This window comes from Mucilaginibacter sp. P5_A6 (assembly GCF_056400585.1).
Window position 1 is genome coordinate 100138 of sequence record NZ_JBFUKZ010000026.1, and the last position, 23515, is coordinate 123652.

Sequence of the window (23515 nt, forward strand, 5' to 3'; positions counted from 1 at the left end):
TAAAAAATTGATGTTTATAATGTGATATTAATACCTGCAATAAATGACTTAGTTGAAGGTGTAGCTACCCCAATAGTTAATGCCCGGCTTGATATGTTACCGGGGTCCTGAACACCCTGATTACCTGTACCTGTAGCTTCGGGATCTATACCGCCTGCCCGTACGTAAGGCGAGAACAGTATAAATGGATTTTGCGATGATACATATACGCGCAGGTTTCGCATCCCAATCTTTTTAGCCCATTCTTTATGCAGGTTATAGCCAAAAGTTATGGTTCTTACTTTCAAAAAGCTGGCATCAAAATAACCCAGGGTGCTACCCGCATCGCTGGTTAATGCCGATGAAATCTGACCGCCGGAAACATTTGGTGACGGGTAGAAATTCGTTGGATTATTTGGAGTCCAGTAATCAACAGCTACCTGGTTGCGGCGGCCGTCATTTATGGTGGTGTATCCTGCCAGCGGCTGGTACACCTGGCTAATGAGGGTGCCGCCAAGCCGGCCATATAATACAAATGAGAAATCAAAGTCTTTATAAGTGAACCGGTTTGTTAAGCCTCCCTGTATTTTGGCTTGTGCGCTGCCTATTACATATTTATCGTCTACGGTTAATTTACCATCACCGTTATGATCTTCCAGTTTTATCTGACCCGGTACAAAGCCATATTTGGCAGCCTCTGCGGCTTCACCTAATTGCCAGATACCCAATTTTTTGTAATCATAAATAGCGCTTAATGGCTGCCCTACAAATAACTGGCTGCTTATCACCTGTGTTACGCTTCCGTTCAAGGCTACCAGTTTGTTACGGTTAAAATAGAAATTCAGGTCTGTTCCCCACGTAAAGCCGTGTTTATCCGACAGGATATTTTGACTGGAAATACTAAATTCCATACCCTTGTTGGTTACATTACCAACGTTGGTTAAATAAGGGTCGGTAATGCCGGATGTGGGGGGCAATGCAACGCCATATAATAATTTAGTGGTTTTGGCGGTGTAGTATTCCGCGCTGCCCGATATGCGGTTATTAAACAAACCGAAATCAAGGCCGACATTCGTGGTTCGGGTATATTCCCAATCCAGGTTAGGGTCAACAATCCGGCTTACGTAGTAGCCATTAACAATGGTGGTGCCGTAGTTATAGCGCACCTGCGGACTACCCGGCAAACTTGTATTTACTGCCGAAAGGCCACCTAATGTGCTATAGGCCGCAATACCCTGGTTGGCAGTGATCCCAAAACCGGCACGCAACTTTAAATTGGAAATTACCGGAACACGCTGCATGAATTTTTCATTGCTAACTACCCACCCGGCAGATACCGCGGGATATGATTTGTATTTGTTCCCTTCACCTAACCTTGACGAACCATCACGGCGGCCGGTAAGCGTAATCATATATTTATCATCATATATATAATTGGCACGAAGCATCATTGCTACCAGCGAAGATTTTGCTTCACCACCGCCCAGAATAGGGGCTGGGCTAACTGATGATTGCCCAAGGTTGTAGAACTGTACAAAATCTGCAGTGATAGAATCCTTCCGTACCGAAGTATTATGTGATTGCTCCTGCTCAAAACCAAACAACGCGGTAACACTTACCCGGTGTTTTTGGGCAAATGTTTTATCATAGGTAAGCAGGTTATCCAAACTGTATTTGGTAAGTGTACTATTATTAACGCTGGCCGTATTGTAGGTGCCTGGCCGGAAGTAGCTATCCGTTCCCTGGAACTGCGCACCTTCTTCCTGCTGAAAATCCAGGCCGGCATTTAACCTGTATTTTAAACCATCTATAATCCTTACCTCGCCATATAAGCTATTGAAAGTATGGAAGCGCCTAACCCTGTCAACAGATGCCTTTGGGTTGGCACGCAGCAACAGCGGGCTGTAAGTATTGTTGAAATCATCTGTATTACCGGCGGGTTTGATATTGATGGAACCATCAGGATTATAGGGAGAAGATAATGGACTAAGCGTTAATAAAGGGAAAACGCTTGCAGGTGATTGGCTGCCATGTGTAATATTATAGTTTGACAGGTTGTTAAACCCGGCTTTTACATTTTTGCTGATAGTAAAATCGGCGGTGATTTTTATTGTTCCCCTGGTAAAGTCCTGGCCGGGTAAAACGGTGGTTTGTTTAAACAGGCCACCACCTGCCGAGATTTGGCTTTTTTCGCCGCCACCGGAGATAGTAAGGTTATGGTCGGTGATGTAACCATTCTTGTAAACCAGGTCCTGCCAGTCGGTATTACGGCCTGTCGCCATGCCTTGCAATTCATCAGCGCTATACCCTTGCGTGTATATAGAAAGATCGCGCAGGGCCCGGTACTGATCAGCATCATATACTTTGTATTTAGACGTTACGCTGCTGATACCGTAATAGCTATTTAAAGTTACTTTGGTATCGCCTGTAGCGCCTCTTTTTGTAGTCACTAAAATTACGCCATTGGCACCACGCGATCCGTAAATAGCCGTGGCAGAGGCGTCTTTTAATATGTCGACCGAAGCAATATCATCAGGATTGATGTCATTTAAGTTGCCGCTGTAAGGAATCCCGTCCAAAACAAAAAGGGGATCATTACCAGCCTGGATAGAGCGTTCACCGCGTATCCTGATCTGGGCGCTTGCACCCGGCCTGGTACCTGTAGCCTGTACCTCCACGCCGGCTGCCCGGCCCTGTAAGGCTTGCTGTATATTGGCCACCGGAACTTCCCTCAGCGTATTACCACTAACGGAAACCACCGAACCTGTAACATCCTTTCGTCGCTGCGTACCATAACCAATCACAACCACCTCATTGAGGTTTTTTGCATCTGGAGTAAGGCTAACCGTATAATTACTCACACCGGGTTTAAGACTGATCTCCTGGGTGGGGTACCCTATAAAAGAAACCAATATAGCGGTTTCATTGGTTTGTACGCCAATGGAAAACACCCCGTTGGCATCTGTTACAGTTGCAGATGTGCCAACTTTAGTCTTGATTGTTGCCCCGGGCAATGGCTGGCCTTTCTCATCATTGACCGTGCCGGTAATTTTGTTGTTTTGCGCCCATAAAATCGCCGGATACATCAGCAATCCCGAGACGATAAACACTTTAAGCAAATGCCTTAGTTTGATTTTCTTCATAATCGTTTGGTTGTAATGGATAATTGGATGAATACTTTGAAAAAGTATAATACAAATATTACAAATTATTGCAATCGATTGCACAAACTTTGAATTTTTATTATATTGATAGACGATGACTTAATTTGGTTTGTAAATTTCAATACAATAAATAATAACTTGAATTTATTGCAATAATAAGAAGCGTTTTTATCGTGTTTATTTTTAAATAAAGCAATCGATTGCATTGATTATGCCGTGTTGATTTGGAAATTAGGAGTGTAACTGCTTGGGTGCTATTTGCAGATCTTGCTATTTAAGCATTTATAATACATTGTATTTAACGGAAACCGCCCAGTGCAATAGCTGTGCTTAATCGAAAGATATGGGATGAACCTATTTATGAATTATAGATCGGGATGAGACGGGGCGGAAAGCAGGCAGTAATTTTATTGGCGAGCCATGATTGTTAAATACAATATATAACATTTGTGGTCGGTGTATGAAAAGGTATTGCCATAGGGTCCGAAAGGTGTCATTAAGTAGGAGATAAGGTTAAGGCAGTGCGAATAAAGGAAACGATGTGACTAACCGTAATGAATAACAGGGAGAAAACCATAAACCTAAAAACCGATGGAGTTACCGCCATCAACCTGGAGCACTACACCCGTTACATATTTTGCGCTATCGGTGGCCAGGTAATAAACGGCATCAGCCACATCGGCCGGATCTCCTAATTTGCCCATTGGTGTACGGCCTAATACTTTTTGTTTCCTGTCGGGGTCGTTATCCAATGCCTTTGCCGACATATCTGTTGCGATAAACCCTGGGGCCACGCAGTTGATACGAATGCCCTGTGGTGAAAGTTCGGTAGCCATACCCCTTGTCATGCCTTCAATGGCTGTTTTTGAAGCTGTATAGGCTATTACATATGGTATGCCATATTGTGCGGCCATCGAACTGATGTTCACAATGCTTCCCCTGCCGGCAACGAGCATCGCTTTAACAACCTCCCGGCTCATTGCAAATACCGAAATAAGGTTAGTTTGTATTATTTGCTGAAATTCCTGGTCGCTAACATCAGTAAAAGATTTTTTGAGGTTGATGCCAGCGTTATTTACTAAAATATCCGGTGTGCCAAATTCCTGTTCAATCTCCGAAATTAATTGGGGGATACCCGAGGTTACGCCCAGGTCATATTGCTTATAGCTGCAAAGCCCGCCAAATTGTTTCGCAGTATCGGCCAGCTTTTTTTCATCGCGGCCAATAATAATGGTGCGGATATTATTTTCAATAAATTTTTTAGTAGTCGCGAGCCCCAGGCCCGAAGCGCCGCCTGTAACTATGGCAAGTTTTGTTTTCGGTGTTGTCATTTAATATAGTTCATGTGGGCTAATTATAATTTCTTCCTGAGGGAAGATTGGCGCACGATCAGTTCCGACCTTAAAATAAGGCTATGGGTTTGTTGCAGGTCGTGTTTATTCACCAGGTGGTTAATCAGCATGTTAGCGGCAGCCTCGCCCATTTCGTATCCCCTATAGTTAACAGTTGTTAAATTGGGTTCAATTACGCAACATAAAGGGTCATTATTAAAACCAGCTACAGCTATATCTTCCGGGATTTTTATTCCGGCCTTTTTAAGTACCTGTATGCAACTTAYCGCACAAACATCATTAACAGCGAATATTCCGTCTGGCAGAGGATTCATCTCCAGTATTGCTTCTGCAGCGGCAATCGATTCACGGGCGGTCAGATCGTTAATTATCAGTAGCTGATCCTCAAATTCAATATGATGTTTTTCAAGTGCAGCTTTGTAACCCCTCAGTCTTTCCGAATAAACATTGCGCAACTGGTTGCCGGTAATATGCACTATTCTTTTACAGCCCTGTTCAATAAGATGGTTGGTGATTTCATAGGCGGCCCTAAAGTTATCAATATAGATCTGCGGGTAGTGACCGTGCTCGAAGATTCTGTCGAAAAAGATAACCGGGATATTGCGTTTTATAAATGGCTCAAAGTGTTCAATATTTGTAGTATCATAAGCTAAAGAAACCAATAGGCCGTCTACCCTGTTATTGAGCATAGCCCCGGCATTGTTTGCTTCTTTCTTCATTGTCTCCAACGATTGACTGATAATGAGGTTATAATTATTGTCGTTCACCACCTTTTCAATGCCGGCAATAACATCGGCCATGAAGCTGCTGTTTAGTCTTGGTACTATAACTCCAATTATATTGCTGTTCTTTTTCCTTAAATTACTGGCGAAAGAATTGGAGCGATAACCCATTTCTTCGGCCGCTTTGATAATCATCCTTTTGGTGTTTTTATTAACCCGTGGATGATCTTTAAGCGCCCTGCTAACTGTTGCTGCCGAAACTTTAAGTTTTTCGGCTATGTCATATATTGTGAGCTCTTTTTTACTGTCAGGCATAAAATTTAATTAATACGCTTAAATAGCAACGGCGTTACCATAATGTACCACTATAAAAACGATTAACGGCTAAAAGTAAAAATTAATTACCGATTTACCTATTTTTTGGCAACCGATTGCATAACTTTATTTCTCAATTTTATTTAAGATATGATACATGATTTAGAGCAAACCTTCAGGTGGTTTGGGCCCGATGATCCGGTTACATTGGCAGCTATCAAACAAACCGGGGCTTCAGGGATAGTTACGGCCCTTCATCATATTCCATGCGGCGATGTATGGAGTATCGACGGGATAAGGCAGCGGCATGCTATTATCCATGAAGCTGGTTTTAAATGGCTGGTTGTGGAGAGCGTGAATATTCATGAAAGTATAAAAACAGGTACACCCGAACGGGATTTTTACATAGGCAATTACATTAAAACCCTCGAAAATTTAGCCGCGGAAGGGGTTTACATCGTATGCTACAACTTTATGCCGGTATTAGACTGGACACGTACCCATCTCGATTACAGGTTGAGTAACGGCGCCTCGGCTTTGCTGTATAACGCAACCGCCCTGGCTGTCTTTGACTTGTATATTTTACAGCGGGAAAATGCATACGATGAGTTCTCCATCGAACAGCAGAATGCCGCTAAAATATATTTAGATAGTTTAAACGAGCAGGACAAAGCTTTTTTAACCAATACCATATTAGCCGGCTTGCCTGGCACCGATGAGGTTTTTACAGTTGATGAATTTAAACAGCATCTGCATAAATATAGTGGAATTGACTCAATAGCGCTGAAGGAAAACCTTTTCTATTTTTTGCGGGCAATAATCCCCGTCGCCGAAAAACTGGGGATAAAAATGTGCATTCACCCGGATGATCCGCCATTCCCAATATTGGGTTTGCCACGTATAGCCTCATCACTGCAGGATTTAACCGATATTGTAAATTGCTGCCCTTCAATTGCCAACGGTGTAACACTTTGTACCGGTTCATTGGGAGCTTCGGTTAAAAATGATATTCCGCTTATTATTTCACAGTTGGGCGGTCATATTCATTTTCTGCACCTGCGTAATGTAGCATACCAGTACGATGGTAGCTTTTATGAGGCTGATCATTTGAACGGCAGCGTTGATATGTATGAAGTAATGAAAGCCATTATTAATGAGCAAATAAACAGGGAAAATATGGGTAGGGACGATGTTGCAATCCCGATGAGGCCCGATCATGGGCATAAATTGCTTGATGATTTTAACTACAATACCTATCCCGGTTACTCAGTGATTGGAAGGTTAAAGGGGCTTGCCGAGCTTCGCGGACTGGAGATGGGTATTAAAAGAGCAATGGCAGAAAAATAGTGATCTTATATATCTATAAACAATTGGTTTTAAATTGCTAATATAAATAAAGGTCATATATTTGCAATCGATTGCATAAGAGATAATTTGTTTATAAACCGTATTTTGGAGCATTGATTATAATGTTTCTTTCATGAGCTTTAATTAAACCATTTTAAACGTTTTTTGAACTGCCATGGCGCAGGCATAAAGCGTAATTTACAACACCATGGCCAAATACTTTTTAAAAAATACGTGTTTGCTAATGCTGCTTTTATCAGCATGGGTAAATAACGCGCATGCTGATAACGGATATAAGCTATGGCTTGAATATAATAAAGTAAGCGACCAAAAAAAGGCAGCGCTTTATAGCCGGCAATTAAAATACCTCGTATTTCCTGCTGCTTCAGCACAGCTTAAGGCAGCAAAAGAGGAGTTATTAACAGGCCTTAATAGTATGTTATCATTAGCGCCTACAAATAGTAAGGCTGTAATTAATGGTCAAACACTCGTGGTTGGTACACCTCTTTCACTAAAATCATGGGCAATAGCTGTCCCCGATAGTATTGGAAATGAAGGATACCTCCTGAAAACCGTTTCTGTAAACAAAAAGGAATGCACATTAATAGTGGCAAATACAGACGCCGGCGTTATATATGGTGTTTTTAATTTTTTAAAGCTGATCCAAACCCGGCAGTCAATAAACAGCCTGGATGTTTCGGAGCATCCCCGCATCATGTACCGCATACTTGATCATTGGGATAATCTTAACCGCACCGTTGAACGTGGTTATGCCGGCTCATCCATCTGGAACTGGCACAAGTTGCCGCAAATTATCGACCAGCGGTACATTGATTATGCCCGGGCTAATGCTTCTGTAGGCATAAATGGTTCCGTAGTAAATAACGTTAATGCCGATGCTTTGATCTTATCCCCTCAATATTTGCTTAAGCTACAGGCACTGGCTAATGTTTTCAGGCTGTACGGCATTAAAATATATATATCCGTAAAGTTCAGCAGTCCGGTTGAGCTTGGAGGCTTAAAAACAGCTGACCCGCTTAATGCTGAAGTGAAAAAATGGTGGGTAGATAAGGTGAATGAAATTTATAGCTACATCCCCGATTTTGGCGGTTTTTTGGTAAAGGCAAATTCCGAAGGGCAGCCTGGTCCCCAAACTTACGGCAGAAGCCACGCAGACGGCGCTAATATGCTGGCTGATGCATTGGTGCCGCATAAGGGTATAGTGATGTGGCGCGCATTTGTATATGATAATAAAGTACCCGACGACCGCTCGAAGCAGGCCTATAATGAGTTTAAACCTTATGATGGTAAGTTTAAGGACAACGTAATTATACAGGTAAAAAACGGACCTATTGATTTCCAGCCCCGGGAGCCTTTTCATCCTTTGTTTGGCGCCATGCCCAACACACCTTTGATGATGGAGTTCCAGTTAACGCAGGAATATTTAGGCTTTTCAACTCATTTAGTTTATGAAGCGCCTTTGTTTGCCGAGTGCCTGCAATCAGATACTTATACTCATGGTAAAGGCGCAACAGTATCAGATGTGATAACCGGCAAGTTTAACAAAAAGCTGATAACAGGCATGGCGGGTGTGGCCAATATCGGAACGGACTTAAACTGGTGCGGGCATCCTTTTGCACAGGCCAACTGGTACGCCTTCGGCAGGCTGGCCTGGAATCCGGACCAATCGCCGGGTACTATTGCAGGCGACTGGATCCGGATGACGTTTACCCACGATACCGGTTTTGTAACTCCCGTTAAAAAAATAATGCTGCAGTCGCGGGAGAATACCGTTAATTACATGACACCGCTTGGGCTGCATCACATCATGGGACTTTCAACCCATTATGGGCCGGGGCCATGGGTTGACCAGGCCGGTCGGCCAGATTGGAATTCTACGTACTATCACAAGGCAGATTCTGCAGGTATTGGGTTCGACCGTACGAGCACCGGCAGCGATGCACTGGGACAGTATGCGCCGCAGGTTAAAGCATATTGGGAAAATCTTGCAATGTGCCCCGACGCATATATTTTATGGTTTCACCACTTAAAATGGACATATAAAATGCGATCGGGCAGGTCGTTGTGGGATGAATTGGTAAATCATTATTACATGGGCGCTGGTTCGGTGACACAAATGGGTTTGATATGGGACAGTATGCAAGGAAAGATAGATGATGAGCGCTTTATAGAGGTGAAACAACTTATGAATGTTCAGCTTACAGAAGCCAACAGATGGCGTGATGCTTGTGTGTTATACTTCCAGACATTTTCAAAAATGCCAATTGATAATAACTATCCCAAGCCCGAACACCCACTTTCCTATTACAAAGACATGAAATTTTACTTTGTACCGGGAATAGGAGGGAATAATTACATGACCAATTAATCACCACCATAAATTAACCGCCAATGAGCAATCAATTTACAACACCAAAATTAATTATTACCTTATTTTTAGCATGTTTTTTAAACGCATGTACTTCTGCAGGTAAAAAAGCAGATAATGCCGATAGCAGCAAGACCGACACCAGTAAGAAAGTGAAATACCTTGCGGAACCCCTTATCAGCTCTATTTACACAGCCGACCCATCGGCCCATGTATTTAACGGTAAAATCTATATCTATCCCTCACATGATATTGATGCGGGGATTCCGGAAAATGACAATGGCGATCACTTTGCGATGAAAGATTACCATATCCTTTCTATGGACAGCATTGGCGGTAAACTTACAGATAATGGGGTAGGGCTCGACATAAAAGATATTCCATGGGCTGGCCGGCAATTATGGGCGCCTGATGCTGCTTATAAAAACGGCACCTATTATCTTTATTTCCCGGTCAAGGACAAAAAAGATGTATTTCATATTGGAGTTGCCACATCAGCCAACCCGGCAGGACCTTTTAAAGCTGACCCCGAACCAATTGCAGGCAGCTACAGCATTGACCCTGCCGTGTTTACCGATACTGATGGCAAAACATACATGTATTTTGGTGGTATCTGGGGTGGACAATTGCAACGATGGATAACCGGGAAATATGAGGCCGACGGTTCAAAAACTGATTCGAAACAAGAGGATGCACCTGCCATCAGTTGCAAGGTGGCTTTGCTTAAGCCCGATATGAAGAATTTTGATGGTAAAGTAAAGGACGTGGTTATTTTGGATAGCCTGGGTAAACCTTTGCTGACCAAAGACCATAACCGTCGTTTTTTTGAAGGGTCATGGATGCACAAATACGATGGTAAATATTATTTCACCTATTCAACCGGTGATACACATCTGTTGTGCTATGCTACCGGTAGCAGCCCACTGGGGCCTTTTACTTATAAAGGTGTTTTCATGAAACCGGTTCAGGGCTGGACCACCCATCATTCTATAATCGAAATAAAAGGAAAGTGGTATATATTTTATCATGATACCGAGCTATCGGGCAAAACCCACTTAAGAAATATTAAGGTAACCCAACTGCAGCATAATGCGAATGGTTCTATTAAACTGATTGATCCTTTCAGCCACAATTAAGCTTTTAGGATTACTATAAATCTCTTGATCAAATGGATCATGAAAGGGACAACACAAAAATACATCTAAAACCATTAAAAGCCGGTCTTCGCAGGAAAACTGGCTTTTAATGGTTTGTGTTACCAGCTATGATCGAACCGGGGACACAATGGATTTCTCATGTTGACCATTCATATCCAGCCTTACTCATCTCCCACGAGGGAGTCGCCCGCACAGGGTTACGATTGCCATAAAAACACTGAAATAGGACATCCCGGAACCGTTAATCACCTCGTTCCGGAATTGCTGACAAATCATTCTGATAGCATTTTTACCCGGCAAATGGCCATATATTCAAAATTATTTAATGATATAACTTACACTGAAATCGCTAATATCGAAAGCCGTATTTAATCAATAAAAAAACATAACTAAACCGATTTTGTGCAATCTAAAGCTATATTAGATGCCAGATCTTATTGATATGAAAAAGTTTTTTTCCTTTTTACACTTTTTGTTGATTTTTCCAATCACCCTTTTTGCTCAGCAAAGAACTTATACCCCGAGGAAAGATGTCCCGCTTGATTCCATCCAGCTTAGCGATCCTTGTATTCTGGCAGACTCTAAAACTGCCATGTACTACATGACCGGTACCGGCGGTTTGCTCTGGAAAAGTAAAGATCTCAAATTGTGGGATGGCCCATTCCAGGTTGCAAAGACCGATCCCCAGTCCTGGATGGGATCTCATCCGATGATCTGGGCTGCGGAATTGCATGAGTATAAGGGCAAGTATTATTACTTTGCTACGTTTACTAACCGTGACGTCAAGATTGATACAGTAAAAGGTAATGTCATAGAACGCCGCGCATCTCATATCCTGATTAGCGATCAGCCAGGCGGGCCTTATGTGCCAATGCAGGAGGCTACTTATTTACCAGCTAACAAACCGACGCTGGACGGAACATTTTGGGTGGACAAAGACGGAAAGCCTTATATGATATATTGCTATGAATGGTTACAGAACTGGAACGGGACTATCGAGAAAATTGAACTAAAACCTGATTTAAGTGGCTCAGTGGGGATTGGGAAAGTATTATTCCGTGCCAGCGATTCCCCCTGGAGCAGGGAAAAGGATGAAAATGGGAATGTTCGTCCCAATAAGGTTACAGATGGGCCATACGTGTTCCTTACTCAAACAGGACGCCTGGGTATGATCTGGACGAGTTGGGTGTATGACGTTTATACGCAGGGTGTGGCCTATTCTTCAAGCGGTATGCTTGATGGCCCTTGGGTACAGGAGAAAGAACCGATTACTCCACCTAATTTCGGACATGGCATGCTATTCAAAACATTACAGGGCAAACTGGTGATGGCAGTACATAGTCATCAAAATATTAATGGCCGGTATAGGCGGATACCACATTTGTTTGAAATAGATGACTCTGGTGATAAGCTGATTGTGCGCGGCCCTTATACTCCCTGAAGATTTGAAAGACAGCGAGGGGAGTAAATAATAAGGAGACTGTCTCAAAAGGGGCTGTCTCTTTTTGTTTTAGACACCTGCCAAAAAAAGGACGTATAGATAACAACATAAGCCAGAACCTGACCTGGGATGACGGCCATGAATTTTTAAAATGCTTTAAAAGTTACCTATAGAAACTGAGATGGAGCTGTTCCGGCTACAGGATGCCAACCTGGCGGCGGAAAGCGATAAAAACGGTTCAACTCATATGAAAAAGAAAGAACCATTTCTATTAGAAGGTAAAGATTGTCGCGAATAGCCCACTAATTTGTCACAATGACACAGGCGTTTTAATCGTTTCCTGGTATAACTTTACCGAATAAACCTAATGAAACTTAATATACAGCTATGGAAACAAAAACAGCAAGCAGAAGAATGGAGGGCTTATTGACCTTATTTGATATGCAGACTACCTTTTTTGCACGTGCAATAGAAGGGGTCTCCGAGAAAGATACTTATGATCGTTTAAATACCAAGGCAAACCATATCGCATGGCTCACGGGAACACTGGTGCAGCAGCGGTATGAGATGACGAAGGAGACTAACCCTGGATTAAAACAGATCGGGGACGAGCTGTTCAAAGACAACAAAGGAATCCGGGACGATGCAAAGTATCCCACTATAGCCGAATATTTAAAGGATTGGGAAAAGATCAGTCCTGTAGCGCGGGAGGTACTCGTGAATATTGACGATGAAAAGCTCGATAGTGAAATTGATATGGGTTTTATGAAAATGACTTATTATGAGCTATTATCTTTTATGATCTACCGGGAAGCGAATATCATCGGTCAGCTCGCCTTATGGCGCAGGTTACTGGATTATCCCGCTTTAAGGTATGATTAGGATGATTAATTAACTCTCCAATATTGACTGGATTTTGCAGAAAGAACAATAGTTGGTTATTGACCAATATCTTCTCCGCGGAGGACAAAGCATAAAGTTATAATGGAGCCGGTTCGACTTGAACAAATTGAAATGGCGATGTGTACGAGCTTTTGCAATCCGTTTGGGTCATACTATTGCCACAGCCGTTAAAACGGGTGAACGGCAATGATGTGCGCGTTAGCATGCAGCATGGAGGTGAACGGGCTGGCCGGCATATCAACGGCCGTCTATCGCGCAACAGCAAATAAAACCGGAAGGTTCATCCAGGCATCCTGGTCAAAATAAACTGTGTTGGTCGGCCCCCTGGCCAGATATCTCCTGCTGGAATGCTCGGATCATCCCGATCAGCACGGTGCCGTATTGTCCTGCCTTATGTGGTCCCAGGCCCTTGATCCCACCCAATGCTTTTAACGTCGCCGGTAATTTTTCAGCAATAGCCGCCGCGGTTTTTTCGGACAAAACCATACCCGGCATGATCTTTTCTTTCAGCGCAATTTCTTCCCGCCAGCCGAGTAACTGTTCATAAAACTTTTCATTGGGCCTGGCGTTCAGCGCTTTTAGATAGGAACGGTCGTAAGTTTTTATTTTGTCTTTGGCAAGCGTTAAATAAGCTGCGGTAGTAAATGGGTGCAGCGCAAAATGTTCCATGAGCAGCAAACGGTTCATGAGCCAAATAATGAATTGATCAGCTTTAGCGGCCCTGTCTTTCGACTGACCGATAAGCGTAGGCAATTGTTGGTGCAATAATTCAATAGCCGCGCGTAACTTCTCCCGGAAATAGACTGCCGCCTGCTGACATCGTTCGGGTTTTAACTGCTTAATAAATTTTGCAGCAATCTCCAGAATGTCTTTATCCAATTCAGGCAACAACACTTCAAAACCTTTGGTCTTTGTCTGAAGCGGGCCAAAATTGAATAGTTCAGTCAACAGGAACAGCCGGTATAGTTCCCGGTCCCGTTCCAGGCTTTGCACATCAGGCCGAATAGCTTTGGCCTGTTCGTTAAAACGGGCGACAGCGGAGTCGCCGATGATATTATGCGCGGCAACCGGGTTGCGCAATACCATGCCTGATAAAGTACGGCAGCGGCTGAGCGCCACATAGGCCTGGCCGTGTGCGAAGGATTCAGAAACATCGATGATGGCTTTATCAAAACTCAGCCCCTGGCTTTTATGAATGGTGATAGCCCAGGCCAGCTTTAATGGGATCTGCGCAAAACTGCCTGCATTGGTTTCATTGATGGCTTCGCCATCCAGTTGGTACTTTACATTGGCCCATTCAAGCGCCTCCACCGCAATCTCTTTGTCCTCGCGGCCGCACTGCACAAAAACCGTATTCCCCGATATGTTCGTCACCGTCCCAATCTTTCCATTATAAAACAGCTTTTCTGCCGAGCCGTCATTTTTCACAAACATAACCTGTGCGCCAATTTTAAGCTTCAGGCTCGTTTCTGTCGGGTAGGCATCCCTTGGGAACTCACCCCGGATGATCGCCGTAAATTCAATTTGCTGCCCCGGCAACGCATCTAAAAACTCCTGGTTTAATTCCTGTGCAATGCTATTATGCGTGGTCAGCGTAATATAAGGGTCGTCCCATGCAGGACGGAAGTCCGGCACATATCGCGCATTCAGCAGCGCGAGACTTTCGGCGCTGATCTGCTGGTTGCGCACTTCGTTCAAAATATCCACAAAGGTCTGTTCCTTCTGCCGGAAGACATGATTCAATTCGATGCGCACATAAGGCGCTTGCTGCATAACCAGACTGCTAAAGAAGTAGGGCGTTGAGTAATAGGGCCTTAATATGCTCCATTCCTCATCCCGAATGATTGGGCTCAATTGCGACAGGTCGCCGATTAATAACAATTGCACACCACCAAAAGGATGAGCTGATCCTTTGACATTCCGCAGAATCAGGTCGATCTGGTCGAGTACATCCGGCCGCACCATGCTCACCTCATCAATGATCAGGAGCTCCAGGTTAGCCAGCAAGTCCTTTTTCTCTGCGCTGTAATGCACATCGGGCCGCTCTGTTCCTGAAGGGATAACAGGCGCGAAAGAAAGCTGAAAAAAGGAATGGATGGTCATCCCGCCCGCGTTGATAGCCGCCACACCTGTTGGCGCTACTACCACCAGCCTCTTTTTGGATGCCTGCCGCAGGTTTTGCAGGAAGGTTGTTTTACCCGTACCCGCCTTACCTGTCAGGAAAACCACGGTATTCGTGCTCTCCAAATAATCATAAGCCAGCTGCATTACCGGGTTCATCTCTGCCATATGGTTTGCAATGTTATCCTGGTTATCAATAGATCCAGGGCGTTGTGGGTTTATCTCTATTCTCATTCGTCCAGGTACTCACATCAGTCAGGGGGGCACCTTTTAAATAAGCTGTCACAACGTTAGCTGTATTGGACGTTGAGCATTTTGCGCGATAGCAACGACTGCTTTATGACCTTTAAACCCCCATGATTGCAAACTTATGGATAAGCCCGTAATGGCCGCGATCATAAATTGTTTTCTCATAGCCCAAAAGTATAAAAGCAATTCGACGGGTGAAATTTTTATTTGATATTTTGCTAATTAATTTAGTATTTTTGTTTGAAAGCTGCGTGTATTGTGAATGGTTTTTCCGGAACCGGGCTTTAAGATTCACTCCGCCAAATGGATCAGCGGCAATAAAAGGCTTCAGGATAAGATCCTGACGGGAAAGGTGTAGTGCCTGGAAAAAGGATGATTGGGCCTGAACGTTGTGTGATAATCAGGAACTAAGTAGACTTTCAACTATTTAGAAGGCACAAAAAAGCACTAAGCCACGGTTGCTACACCGGTATTTTATTGGAAACCTATACGTAGACCCGCCTGCTTTTTGATAAATTATATGATCTCAAAGACACCCATTCTCCCGATGTTTGGCTTTCAACCCGGATATCAACTTGCTAAAAACCAATCATTTTGAAACAGAATGTTGTGAAATTTTTTTAAAAACCAGAATATTGTTTATATTCAGCGTATTGATTAAGCCCTGTTCGTGATGGAATTTGTTTACAACAATTTTCCCTTACCGAATATATAAGAGCAAATACGAAGTAATGAAAAAATTAATGGTGATCGGTTGGCTGATGCTGCTTTTTGCTGCTATTGGGGCTTTGTTCTGGTACAATGAACTGGTTTACCATTTGCCTACTCCAATTCCTGAAAACTACAAACCGGTAAATAACGGAACGGTGATTAAATTAAGCAAGGCGCTCAATAAAGATCATGGCAAGCCCCTTTTTCTACATTTCTTTAATCCTGATTGCCCTTGTTCACGGTTTAATATCGCTCACTTTAAGTTGCTGGCTAAACAGTATGGCCGGCAGGTAAATTTTGTGGTGGTGGTCGTGAATAATAAGGCATATACTGCTAAAGCCATACAGGACAAATTTGATTTAAACATCCCTGTTTTATTTGACGCCTCGCTGGCCAGGGCCTGCGGGGTCTATTCCACACCACAAGCTGTTATACTTGATACCCGGCATCAATTATACTATAAGGGGAATTATAACCAGAGCCGCTATTGTACCGATGAAAAAACCAGCTATGCAAAAATAGCCATAGCCGGTCTGCTGCGCGATCACGCCAGGTTGGTTTTTAGTCCGCTGGCATTAAGGGCCTATGGTTGTAGCTTACCTGATTGCAAAAAATAAAGAAACATAAATGAATAATCAATTGTCGGCATATGATAACCAGGCCTATACGTTCCTGTCAGGTGTAAAGGAACGATCGGACAGGTTGATGAATTACTTTTTAATCGGTTATTTTTTGATCGGGTTGATATTTGCCGTGTTTTATGACACCTGGCTCATCGCATTGGGTGTGGGCGGACTTTCCGTGCTGGCCTATTATTCTGCCAAAATAGCTTTACCCGACTCTTCCTTGTACCAATATGTTTTAAGTGCGGTGCTGGGTATTTTTATGGCGCAGTACATCTACCAGATGCACGGGTTGTTTGAAATGCATTTTTTTGCATTTATCGGCAGCGCTTTACTTATTACCTATCAAAAATGGAAACTGCAGATCCCTATGCTGATCGTAGTGACCGTGCATCACGCCACCTTTAGTTATCTGCAGAACACTGGCTTTACCAAAATCTATTTTACCCGCCTGGATTATTTTGATCTGCAAACATTTATTATCCATATCCTGCTGGCCGCCGGTATCTTTTTTATATGCGGATTATGGGCCTACCAACTCAAAAAATATAACGAAATGCAGGTGCTTCAAACTATACAAATGGCCGAACTGCAAAGGGAAGCTCAGCTCTCCATAGAGCGAAAAAGGAATGAAGAAGCGCTTGAAAATTCCAACCGGCAGCTCCGTAAATCAAACCAGGAACTGGAAAAAGCACGACAGGAGGCCGATCAGGCTAATCAGGCGAAAAGCATATTCCTCGCAACCATGAGCCATGAGATCCGCACACCGATGAATGGGGTAATCGGAATGGCCGCCTTGCTGAGAGAGACTCCTTTATCCGAAGAGCAGCTGATGTTTAGCGAATCAATTACCACCTGTGGCGAAACGCTGATCAATGTGATCAATGATATCCTTGATTTCTCCAAAATTGAATCCGGAAACCTGGAACTCGAAAGGGAGGATTTTAACCTGAGGCAATGTGTAGAAGATGTGTTGGATATTTTTGGAACCAGCGCCGCTAAAATAGGACTGGACCTGGTTTATAAGATCGCTGAAAATGTGCCTTTGCAGATTGTGGGCGATCATTTGAGGTTACGGCAGATTTTAATCAACCTGGTGGGCAATGCAATGAAATTCACAGAACGCGGAGAAGTTTGTATTTGTGTGAACTTGCAAAAAAACGAACCCGATGGTCAACTGGAATTAAGGTTTGATGTCCGGGATACCGGAATAGGGATACCGGAAGATAAATTAAACCGCCTGTTTAAAGCATTTTCACAAGTCGATTCCTCAACCACAAGAAAATATGGCGGTACAGGGCTCGGTTTGGCTATCTCTGAAAAGTTGGTCACCTTAATGGGCGGACAGATCAGCGTAAAAAGCCAGCCAGAACAGGGCTCAATCTTTTCATTCACAGTAAGCACCAGTGTGGGAACGAAGATACTGGTACCCTATGTACATTATGATATGGATAACCAGGAAGGTAAAACCATACTGGTGGTTGATGATAATGTAACAAATTTGTCTATTCTGAAGCGCCAGCTTGCTCATTGGAAGTTAAAGCCGATACTGGCGGGTTCGGGGGAGGAAGCGTTAGCCCTCTTATCCAAAAATGTGGCGGTTGACCTGGTTATTACCGATATGCAAATGCCCTTTATGGACGGGGTTATGCTTTCCAGGCTTATCCGGGAGCAATTTCCAGATATCCCTATTATTCTGCTGAGCTCTATTGGGGAAGATTTTAAAGAAGATATAGGATTGCTTTTTGTATCCATTATGACTAAGCCGATCAAACAGCATATTTTAAGCAAACAGATCCTGAGCGCGCTGCAAAAACATACTCCTGYTGCACAGGAGCAGCTCTCCCGGAAAAAATTGTCGACAGATTTTAGCGGGAAATTTCCGTTTACGATATTGATCGCAGAAGATAACCAGATGAACCAGCATGTGATTGTGCATATACTGAATAAACTGGGTTATCAGCCGGAAATAGTTAAAAACGGACAGGAGGCTGTGGAAGCGGCTAACCAAAAAGATTATAACCTGATTTTGATGGACATGCAAATGCCGGTCATGGACGGGATGGAAGCGACGCGGGTTATTCGCCAAACCGTAGTCAGCCAGCCGGTTATAATTGCCCTTACCGCCAATACCATGGACGGTGATGAGGAAATATGTTTGGACGCCGGAATGAACGATTATATTGGTAAGCCAATTAAACTGGAAGTATTGATGAATAAGCTCGAAAAATGGCACCTAAAAATCATTGGGAACAATGAAATAGCATAATACGCAGCTATCTGAAAACAGTAATGGTGAGTCATTACGATTTCTTAATCGCTTACCGAAATTTGCCGCCGAATGCCTCAATTCACCTCTTTGATATGGGGTATGAAATGACCTTAACATATGTTAAGATTTTCAGTTATCCCGGGGAGGCGCATGGGGATATCAGACCGAAATTGATTCTCAATTTTTTTCCACAATTATTTCACAATAATTTTCGGTCAGTTAACGGATGAAAGGGGCTGTGAGGCAAGTAAGGAAATTATGATAGCAGATGAGTGCCCGAACGCAAGTATCCCCAATGCATTTTCTCCCAATGGAGATGGAATCAACGGTACCTGGGTTATCGGGGGCTTTGAAAACGAACCCATGGTAATGGTTAGTGTTTTTAACCGGTACGGGGTTAAATTATTTGAAAGTAAAGGTTACGGTAGCCCGTGGAACGGGAAATTCAATGGTAAGCCGCTCCCTGCGGGAGTATATTATTACGTCATATCCGCCAAAAATAAAAAGCAAACTTTAAACGGATTTGTAACTATTATTTATTAAACATACTTCCTCACAAAACCGTTCCACTGTTTATACATCCTTTTGGCCACTTGTATAATAGCTTTATCTTCCTGATGCGCCTGCCGGGATGCTTCCTTGACGCTTGGGTATTGTTTGATCAGGTTAGTTTAATGCAAAAACTAACTACTTTTTGGGTCTGCAATAGGGCGCTAAATGTTAATTTGAAAAAAAACATGGAGTCTGTAAAGGTTTTGTATAAATAGCCACCTCATTTGAAATAAATTGATAAAATTGTATCGGAAATAAGTGTTTATCATTTCAAAAACTGTGACTAAGGGCGCGTTGCCGCTTTTTTTTAACCGGATGAGCCGGATAGCCTCCTAAACGATAACCTGTAACAAGCTTTATTTCACTGGAAGTTCAGGCATGGCCCGTACCATAGCATCGGCAACTCGTTTGCTTCAGAGGTAGGTTATTTGTTTTCCGCTGATCTAAAGGAATCCTCACTTTTATCTCTTTAATTACGGATTTATTTTACTTTTATGCTATCTTAGTGTACCGGCTTGCTAAGCGCCAGGTTCCTGATTTCGAAGATCTCAACTAAATTTTAATGCGTGTAAAACTTTATATTGTCGTTTCAGCATTGTTTTTTGCTTACACCAACAACTTTGCGCAAAACAGCCAATACCAATTTTCACGGCTCAATACGGGCAACGGACTGTCTCACAACCAGGTTAATTGCATATTTAAAGATCCCAAAGGCTTCATGTGGTTCGGTACAGCATCGGGACTTAACCGTTATGACGGTTATACTTTTAAAGTATTTAAGCATGACGTAAATAATAAAAACACCATAAAGGAGGATTACATAACTAATATTTATGAAGGGCCTGACAAAAAATTATGGGTAGCAACCCCGGGCGGATATTCCTTTTATGACCCAGAAACGGAGCAGTTTAACAATGATGTATCGTCAGTGGCCTATTCTTTCAAACTTCCCGAGCATCCGTTCGTTTCCAAGATACTTCACAACGGCAAAGGCGACTTCTGGTTTTTGCGTCCCGATTCCGGCCTTTACAGGTATAATGAGCTGAAAAAAACTGCCACGCGTTATTATCATCACCGTAATTCCAACCCATCATTATATTCAAATTCTGTTACAGACATGGAGCAGGATGCAAATGGCAATTTATGGCTTGCTTATAACGATGGCGTAGTAGAACTATTTGACGTAAAACGTAATGCAATTACGTACCATACCGATATTTTTAAAAAAGCAGCTAATAATAAGGGCAGGAACTATTCGGTAACTATTGACAGTGAAGGCGATCTCTGGATGTTTAACCCCAATATGGATTCCGGGGTTTATTATTACAGTCGCCGTACGGGCCGGTTTCGGTACATCACCAAAGAATCGTCAGAGACACCGCTTGCATCCAACATCATCATTAGTATTATTCAGGCCGACGACGGCCTTATGTGGATCTCCACTGATCATGGCGGAATAAACGTATTGGATAAAAAAAGTGGAAAAATTACCTATTTACTAAATAGGGAAGACGACGCAAAATCATTGGGACAGAACACTGTATTGCTTTACAAAGACAACACTGGCATTATGTGGGCCGGTACTCTTAAAGAGGGGGTAAGCTATTATCATAAAAATATTATCAGGTTCCCGCTCTACAGGCACTTTGCCTCAGATGCCACGAGTATTAGTTTTGAAGATGTTACTAAATTTGCAGAAGATAAAAAGGGCAACCTATGGATTGGGACCAATGGTGGCGGTTTAATTTATTTTGACCGCAAAACAGGCAGGTTTACCCAGTATAAACACGATCCGGCAAACCCGAACAGCCTCAGCAGTGATATTATTGTAAGTTTATGTATCGACCATGATCAGCAGCTATGGATAGGTACCTATTTCGGAGGGCTGGACCATTTTGACGGAAGAAAATTTATTCACTACAAACATAATGACAAGGTGCCTACGAGCATTGCTGATGATCGGGTATGGAATATCCTGGAAGATTCATCAAACCGGTTATGGATAGGCACGGCGGCGGGGTTGCAAATATTTGAAAGAGAAAAAAAAATATTTTCTCCTCCCTTTAAGCAAACGGATATCAGGTCGCCTTATATATCCGCACTCTTTGAGGATACCAAAGGAAATCTCTGGGTAGGAGGATATGCGGGCGTAGATAAAATATTAAAAAACGGACGTGGCGTTATACATTATAATTATAAGAAAAACGACCCTAACAGTTTGATCAATGATGACATCCATAATATCACGCAGGACAGTCGCGGCCTGATGTGGATAGCAACAAGAGACGGACTAAGCATACTGAACCCTGAAACCAACCGTTTCATCTCGCTGATGAAAAAGGACGGGTTGCCCGACAACCAGGTTTCGAGAGTATTAGAGGATAAGGGCGGGGCCATGTGGTTAAGTACATCAAACGGGCTGGGCCGGATAACACTGACACCAGGCAACGGCACTTATAAGTTTCAATTTGAAAACTTTGATGAAACAGATGGCCTGCAGGGCAGAGAGTTCACTGTAAATGCAGCTTTAAAAACCAGTAAAGGGGAATTGGTATTTGGAGGTTCGCACGGTTTCAATATTTTCGACCCATTGGGTATACATCCGAATATAGATGAGCCTGAATTGATTTTTACCGGTTTTCAGCTATTCAACAAAACCATAGCAGCCAATGAAGCAGTTGACGGCCATGTTATATTATCTAAAGCCATTTCGGCCACACAGGAGATAACGCTGAAGCACAGCGAAAATGTGTTTACCATTGAGTTTGCCGCCATAAATTTCTTTAACCCCAATAAAATAATGCATCAGTATATGATGGAGGGCTTTGATAAAGGGTGGCTTACTGCAAGCAATGCTACCCGGAAAGCTACCTATACCAACCTTGACGGAGGCGATTATACTTTTAAGGTACGGGCTATTAGCCAGGAGGGAAAATGGAAACCCAGCTATATAAAATTAAAAATTAAGGTATTGCCCCCCTTCTGGAAATCTACCTTGGCTTATATTATTTACCTGTTGCTAATAGCCGGAACGCTTTTTTTTATACGTCGGCGCGGGATACAAAAAATAAGAAAACAATTTATAGCAGAGAAAGAAAAAATTGTAGCAGAGCAAGAAAAATTTATAGCAGAAAAAGAAAAACAGGAAGCAAAATTGATAATTGAACAGGAGCGGCAGGAGATTAAGCGAATGCAGGATCTTGATCAATTGAAAACTAAATTTTTGACCAACGTAAGCCACGAGTTCCGGACACCGATTTCGCTGATTATGGCACCGGTCGAAAAAATGCTTACCCGCGCTGATCAGGAACAGAAACAACAGTTAGGCATGATAGGAAAAAACGCCAGGCGATTATTGAACCTGGTAAACCAGTTGCTTGATTTCAGGAAGATGGAAGTTCAGGAGTTGAAACTACACAGCAAGCCAGGGGATATTGTGAAGTTCATCAACGAGATATACCTTTCATTTACTGATATCGCCGAACAAAAAGAGATTAATTTTATTTTTGATACCACGATTGATTCGCTGTTTACTGATTTTGACCATGATAAGATAGAAAGGATATTGTTTAACCTACTATCAAATGCCTTTAAATTTACACTGCCTGGCGGCCAGGTAAGCGTTTTGCTCAATGTAGATAGAGAGGCCAGCGATGCCCCGCTTGAAATTAAGGTGATTGATACCGGTATTGGCATTCCGCTTGAAAAACAAGGTAAAATTTTCGAACGTTTTTTTCAGCACGATATTCCGGAGTCGATGATTAACCAGGGCAGCGGCATCGGCCTCGCAATTACGCATGAGTTTGTGAAGATGCACGGAGGTGAAATAACTGTTGAAAGTGAGCCCGATCGCGGCAGTTGTTTTACCGTTAAACTGCCGTTTGTTATCTATACCGGTGAGGAAATAGACCTGCCATCAAACGATGACATTGATAACGATACCGTAAACGAGATTATTCATAATGAAGATAAAAGTATCGTTAAACAGCCGGGATCAAATAAAAAGCAGGTAGTTCTTTTAGTGGAGGATAACGATGACTTTCGCTTTTACCTGAAAGACAATTTAAAAGATGTGTTTTTTTTAATCGAAGCTTCAAACGGAAGGGAAGGCTGGCAAAAGGCCCTATCGCAACATCCTGATATTATTATAAGTGATATCAGCATGCCCGAGATGACAGGGATTGAGTTGTGCAGAAAGCTAAAGAAGGACAAACGTAC

At 42.9% G+C, this 23515-nt stretch carries 13 protein-coding genes; 9 read left to right on the forward strand and 4 right to left on the reverse strand.

Annotation, left to right across the window (positions count from 1 at the left end; all coding sequences use genetic code 11):
• Positions 1-14: 14 nt before the first annotated feature.
• The 3 genes from AC1DO4_RS23310 to AC1DO4_RS23320 all read right to left on the reverse strand — a co-directional run bounded on the left by AC1DO4_RS23310 (position 15) and on the right by AC1DO4_RS23320 (position 5532).
• Positions 15-3122, reverse strand: coding sequence for a SusC/RagA family TonB-linked outer membrane protein (locus AC1DO4_RS23310; protein ID WP_477419966.1), 3108 nt, complete (start codon positions 3120-3122; stop codon positions 15-17).
• A 602-nt stretch (positions 3123-3724) separates the two neighbouring features.
• Entirely contained in the window at positions 3725-4474 is a 750-nt protein-coding gene (locus tag AC1DO4_RS23315) for an SDR family NAD(P)-dependent oxidoreductase (RefSeq protein ID WP_477419967.1), read from the reverse strand.
• Between the two features lie 23 nt (positions 4475-4497).
• Entirely contained in the window at positions 4498-5532 is a 1035-nt protein-coding gene (locus AC1DO4_RS23320; protein ID WP_477419968.1) for a LacI family DNA-binding transcriptional regulator, read from the reverse strand.
• A gap of 150 nt (positions 5533-5682) precedes the next feature.
• Here AC1DO4_RS23320 and uxuA point away from each other — a divergent pair, with 150 nt between their 5' ends.
• The 5 genes from uxuA to AC1DO4_RS23345 all read left to right on the forward strand — a co-directional run bounded on the left by uxuA (position 5683) and on the right by AC1DO4_RS23345 (position 12748).
• Positions 5683-6879, forward strand: coding sequence for a mannonate dehydratase (gene uxuA / locus AC1DO4_RS23325; RefSeq protein WP_477419969.1), 1197 nt, complete (start codon positions 5683-5685; stop codon positions 6877-6879).
• Between the two features lie 244 nt (positions 6880-7123).
• Positions 7124-9268, forward strand: coding sequence for an alpha-glucuronidase family glycosyl hydrolase (locus AC1DO4_RS23330; protein ID WP_477419970.1), 2145 nt, complete (start codon positions 7124-7126; stop codon positions 9266-9268).
• Between the two features lie 23 nt (positions 9269-9291).
• The gene (locus AC1DO4_RS23335; RefSeq protein ID WP_477419971.1) at positions 9292-10404 is read left to right on the forward strand and encodes a glycoside hydrolase family 43 protein; all 1113 of its coding nucleotides are present in this window, start codon (positions 9292-9294) and stop codon (positions 10402-10404) included.
• 445 nt (positions 10405-10849) lie between these two features.
• Positions 10850-11866 (forward strand): glycoside hydrolase family 43 protein, encoded by a 1017-nt coding sequence (locus AC1DO4_RS23340; RefSeq protein ID WP_477419972.1) that lies wholly within the window; start codon positions 10850-10852, stop codon positions 11864-11866.
• Between the two features lie 387 nt (positions 11867-12253).
• Complete coding sequence (locus AC1DO4_RS23345; RefSeq protein ID WP_477419973.1) at positions 12254-12748, forward strand: DinB family protein; 495 nt, start codon at positions 12254-12256, stop codon at positions 12746-12748.
• 318 nt (positions 12749-13066) lie between these two features.
• Here the strand turns inward: AC1DO4_RS23345 and AC1DO4_RS23350 are convergent, their stop codons facing one another.
• On the reverse strand, positions 13067-15058 hold the full coding sequence (locus AC1DO4_RS23350) for an AAA family ATPase (protein ID WP_477419974.1): 1992 nt from the start codon (positions 15056-15058) through the stop codon (positions 13067-13069).
• Between the two features lie 812 nt (positions 15059-15870).
• Between AC1DO4_RS23350 and AC1DO4_RS23355 the strand changes: the two genes are divergently transcribed.
• From AC1DO4_RS23355 to AC1DO4_RS23370, 4 genes are all read left to right on the forward strand, one after another.
• Positions 15871-16467: a DUF6436 domain-containing protein gene (locus AC1DO4_RS23355; RefSeq protein ID WP_477419975.1), complete on the forward strand. Its 597-nt coding sequence runs from the start codon at positions 15871-15873 to the stop codon at positions 16465-16467.
• A 10-nt stretch (positions 16468-16477) separates the two neighbouring features.
• A complete protein-coding gene (locus AC1DO4_RS23360) occupies positions 16478-18742 on the forward strand; it encodes a response regulator (protein WP_477419976.1) in 2265 nt (754 codons plus the stop codon).
• A gap of 261 nt (positions 18743-19003) precedes the next feature.
• Positions 19004-19288 (forward strand): gliding motility-associated C-terminal domain-containing protein, encoded by a 285-nt coding sequence (locus AC1DO4_RS23365; protein ID WP_477419977.1) that lies wholly within the window; start codon positions 19004-19006, stop codon positions 19286-19288.
• Positions 19289-19859: 571 nt separating this feature from the next.
• On the forward strand, positions 19860-23515 hold a 3656-nt coding region (locus AC1DO4_RS23370; protein WP_477419978.1), incomplete at its 3' end, for a two-component regulator propeller domain-containing protein.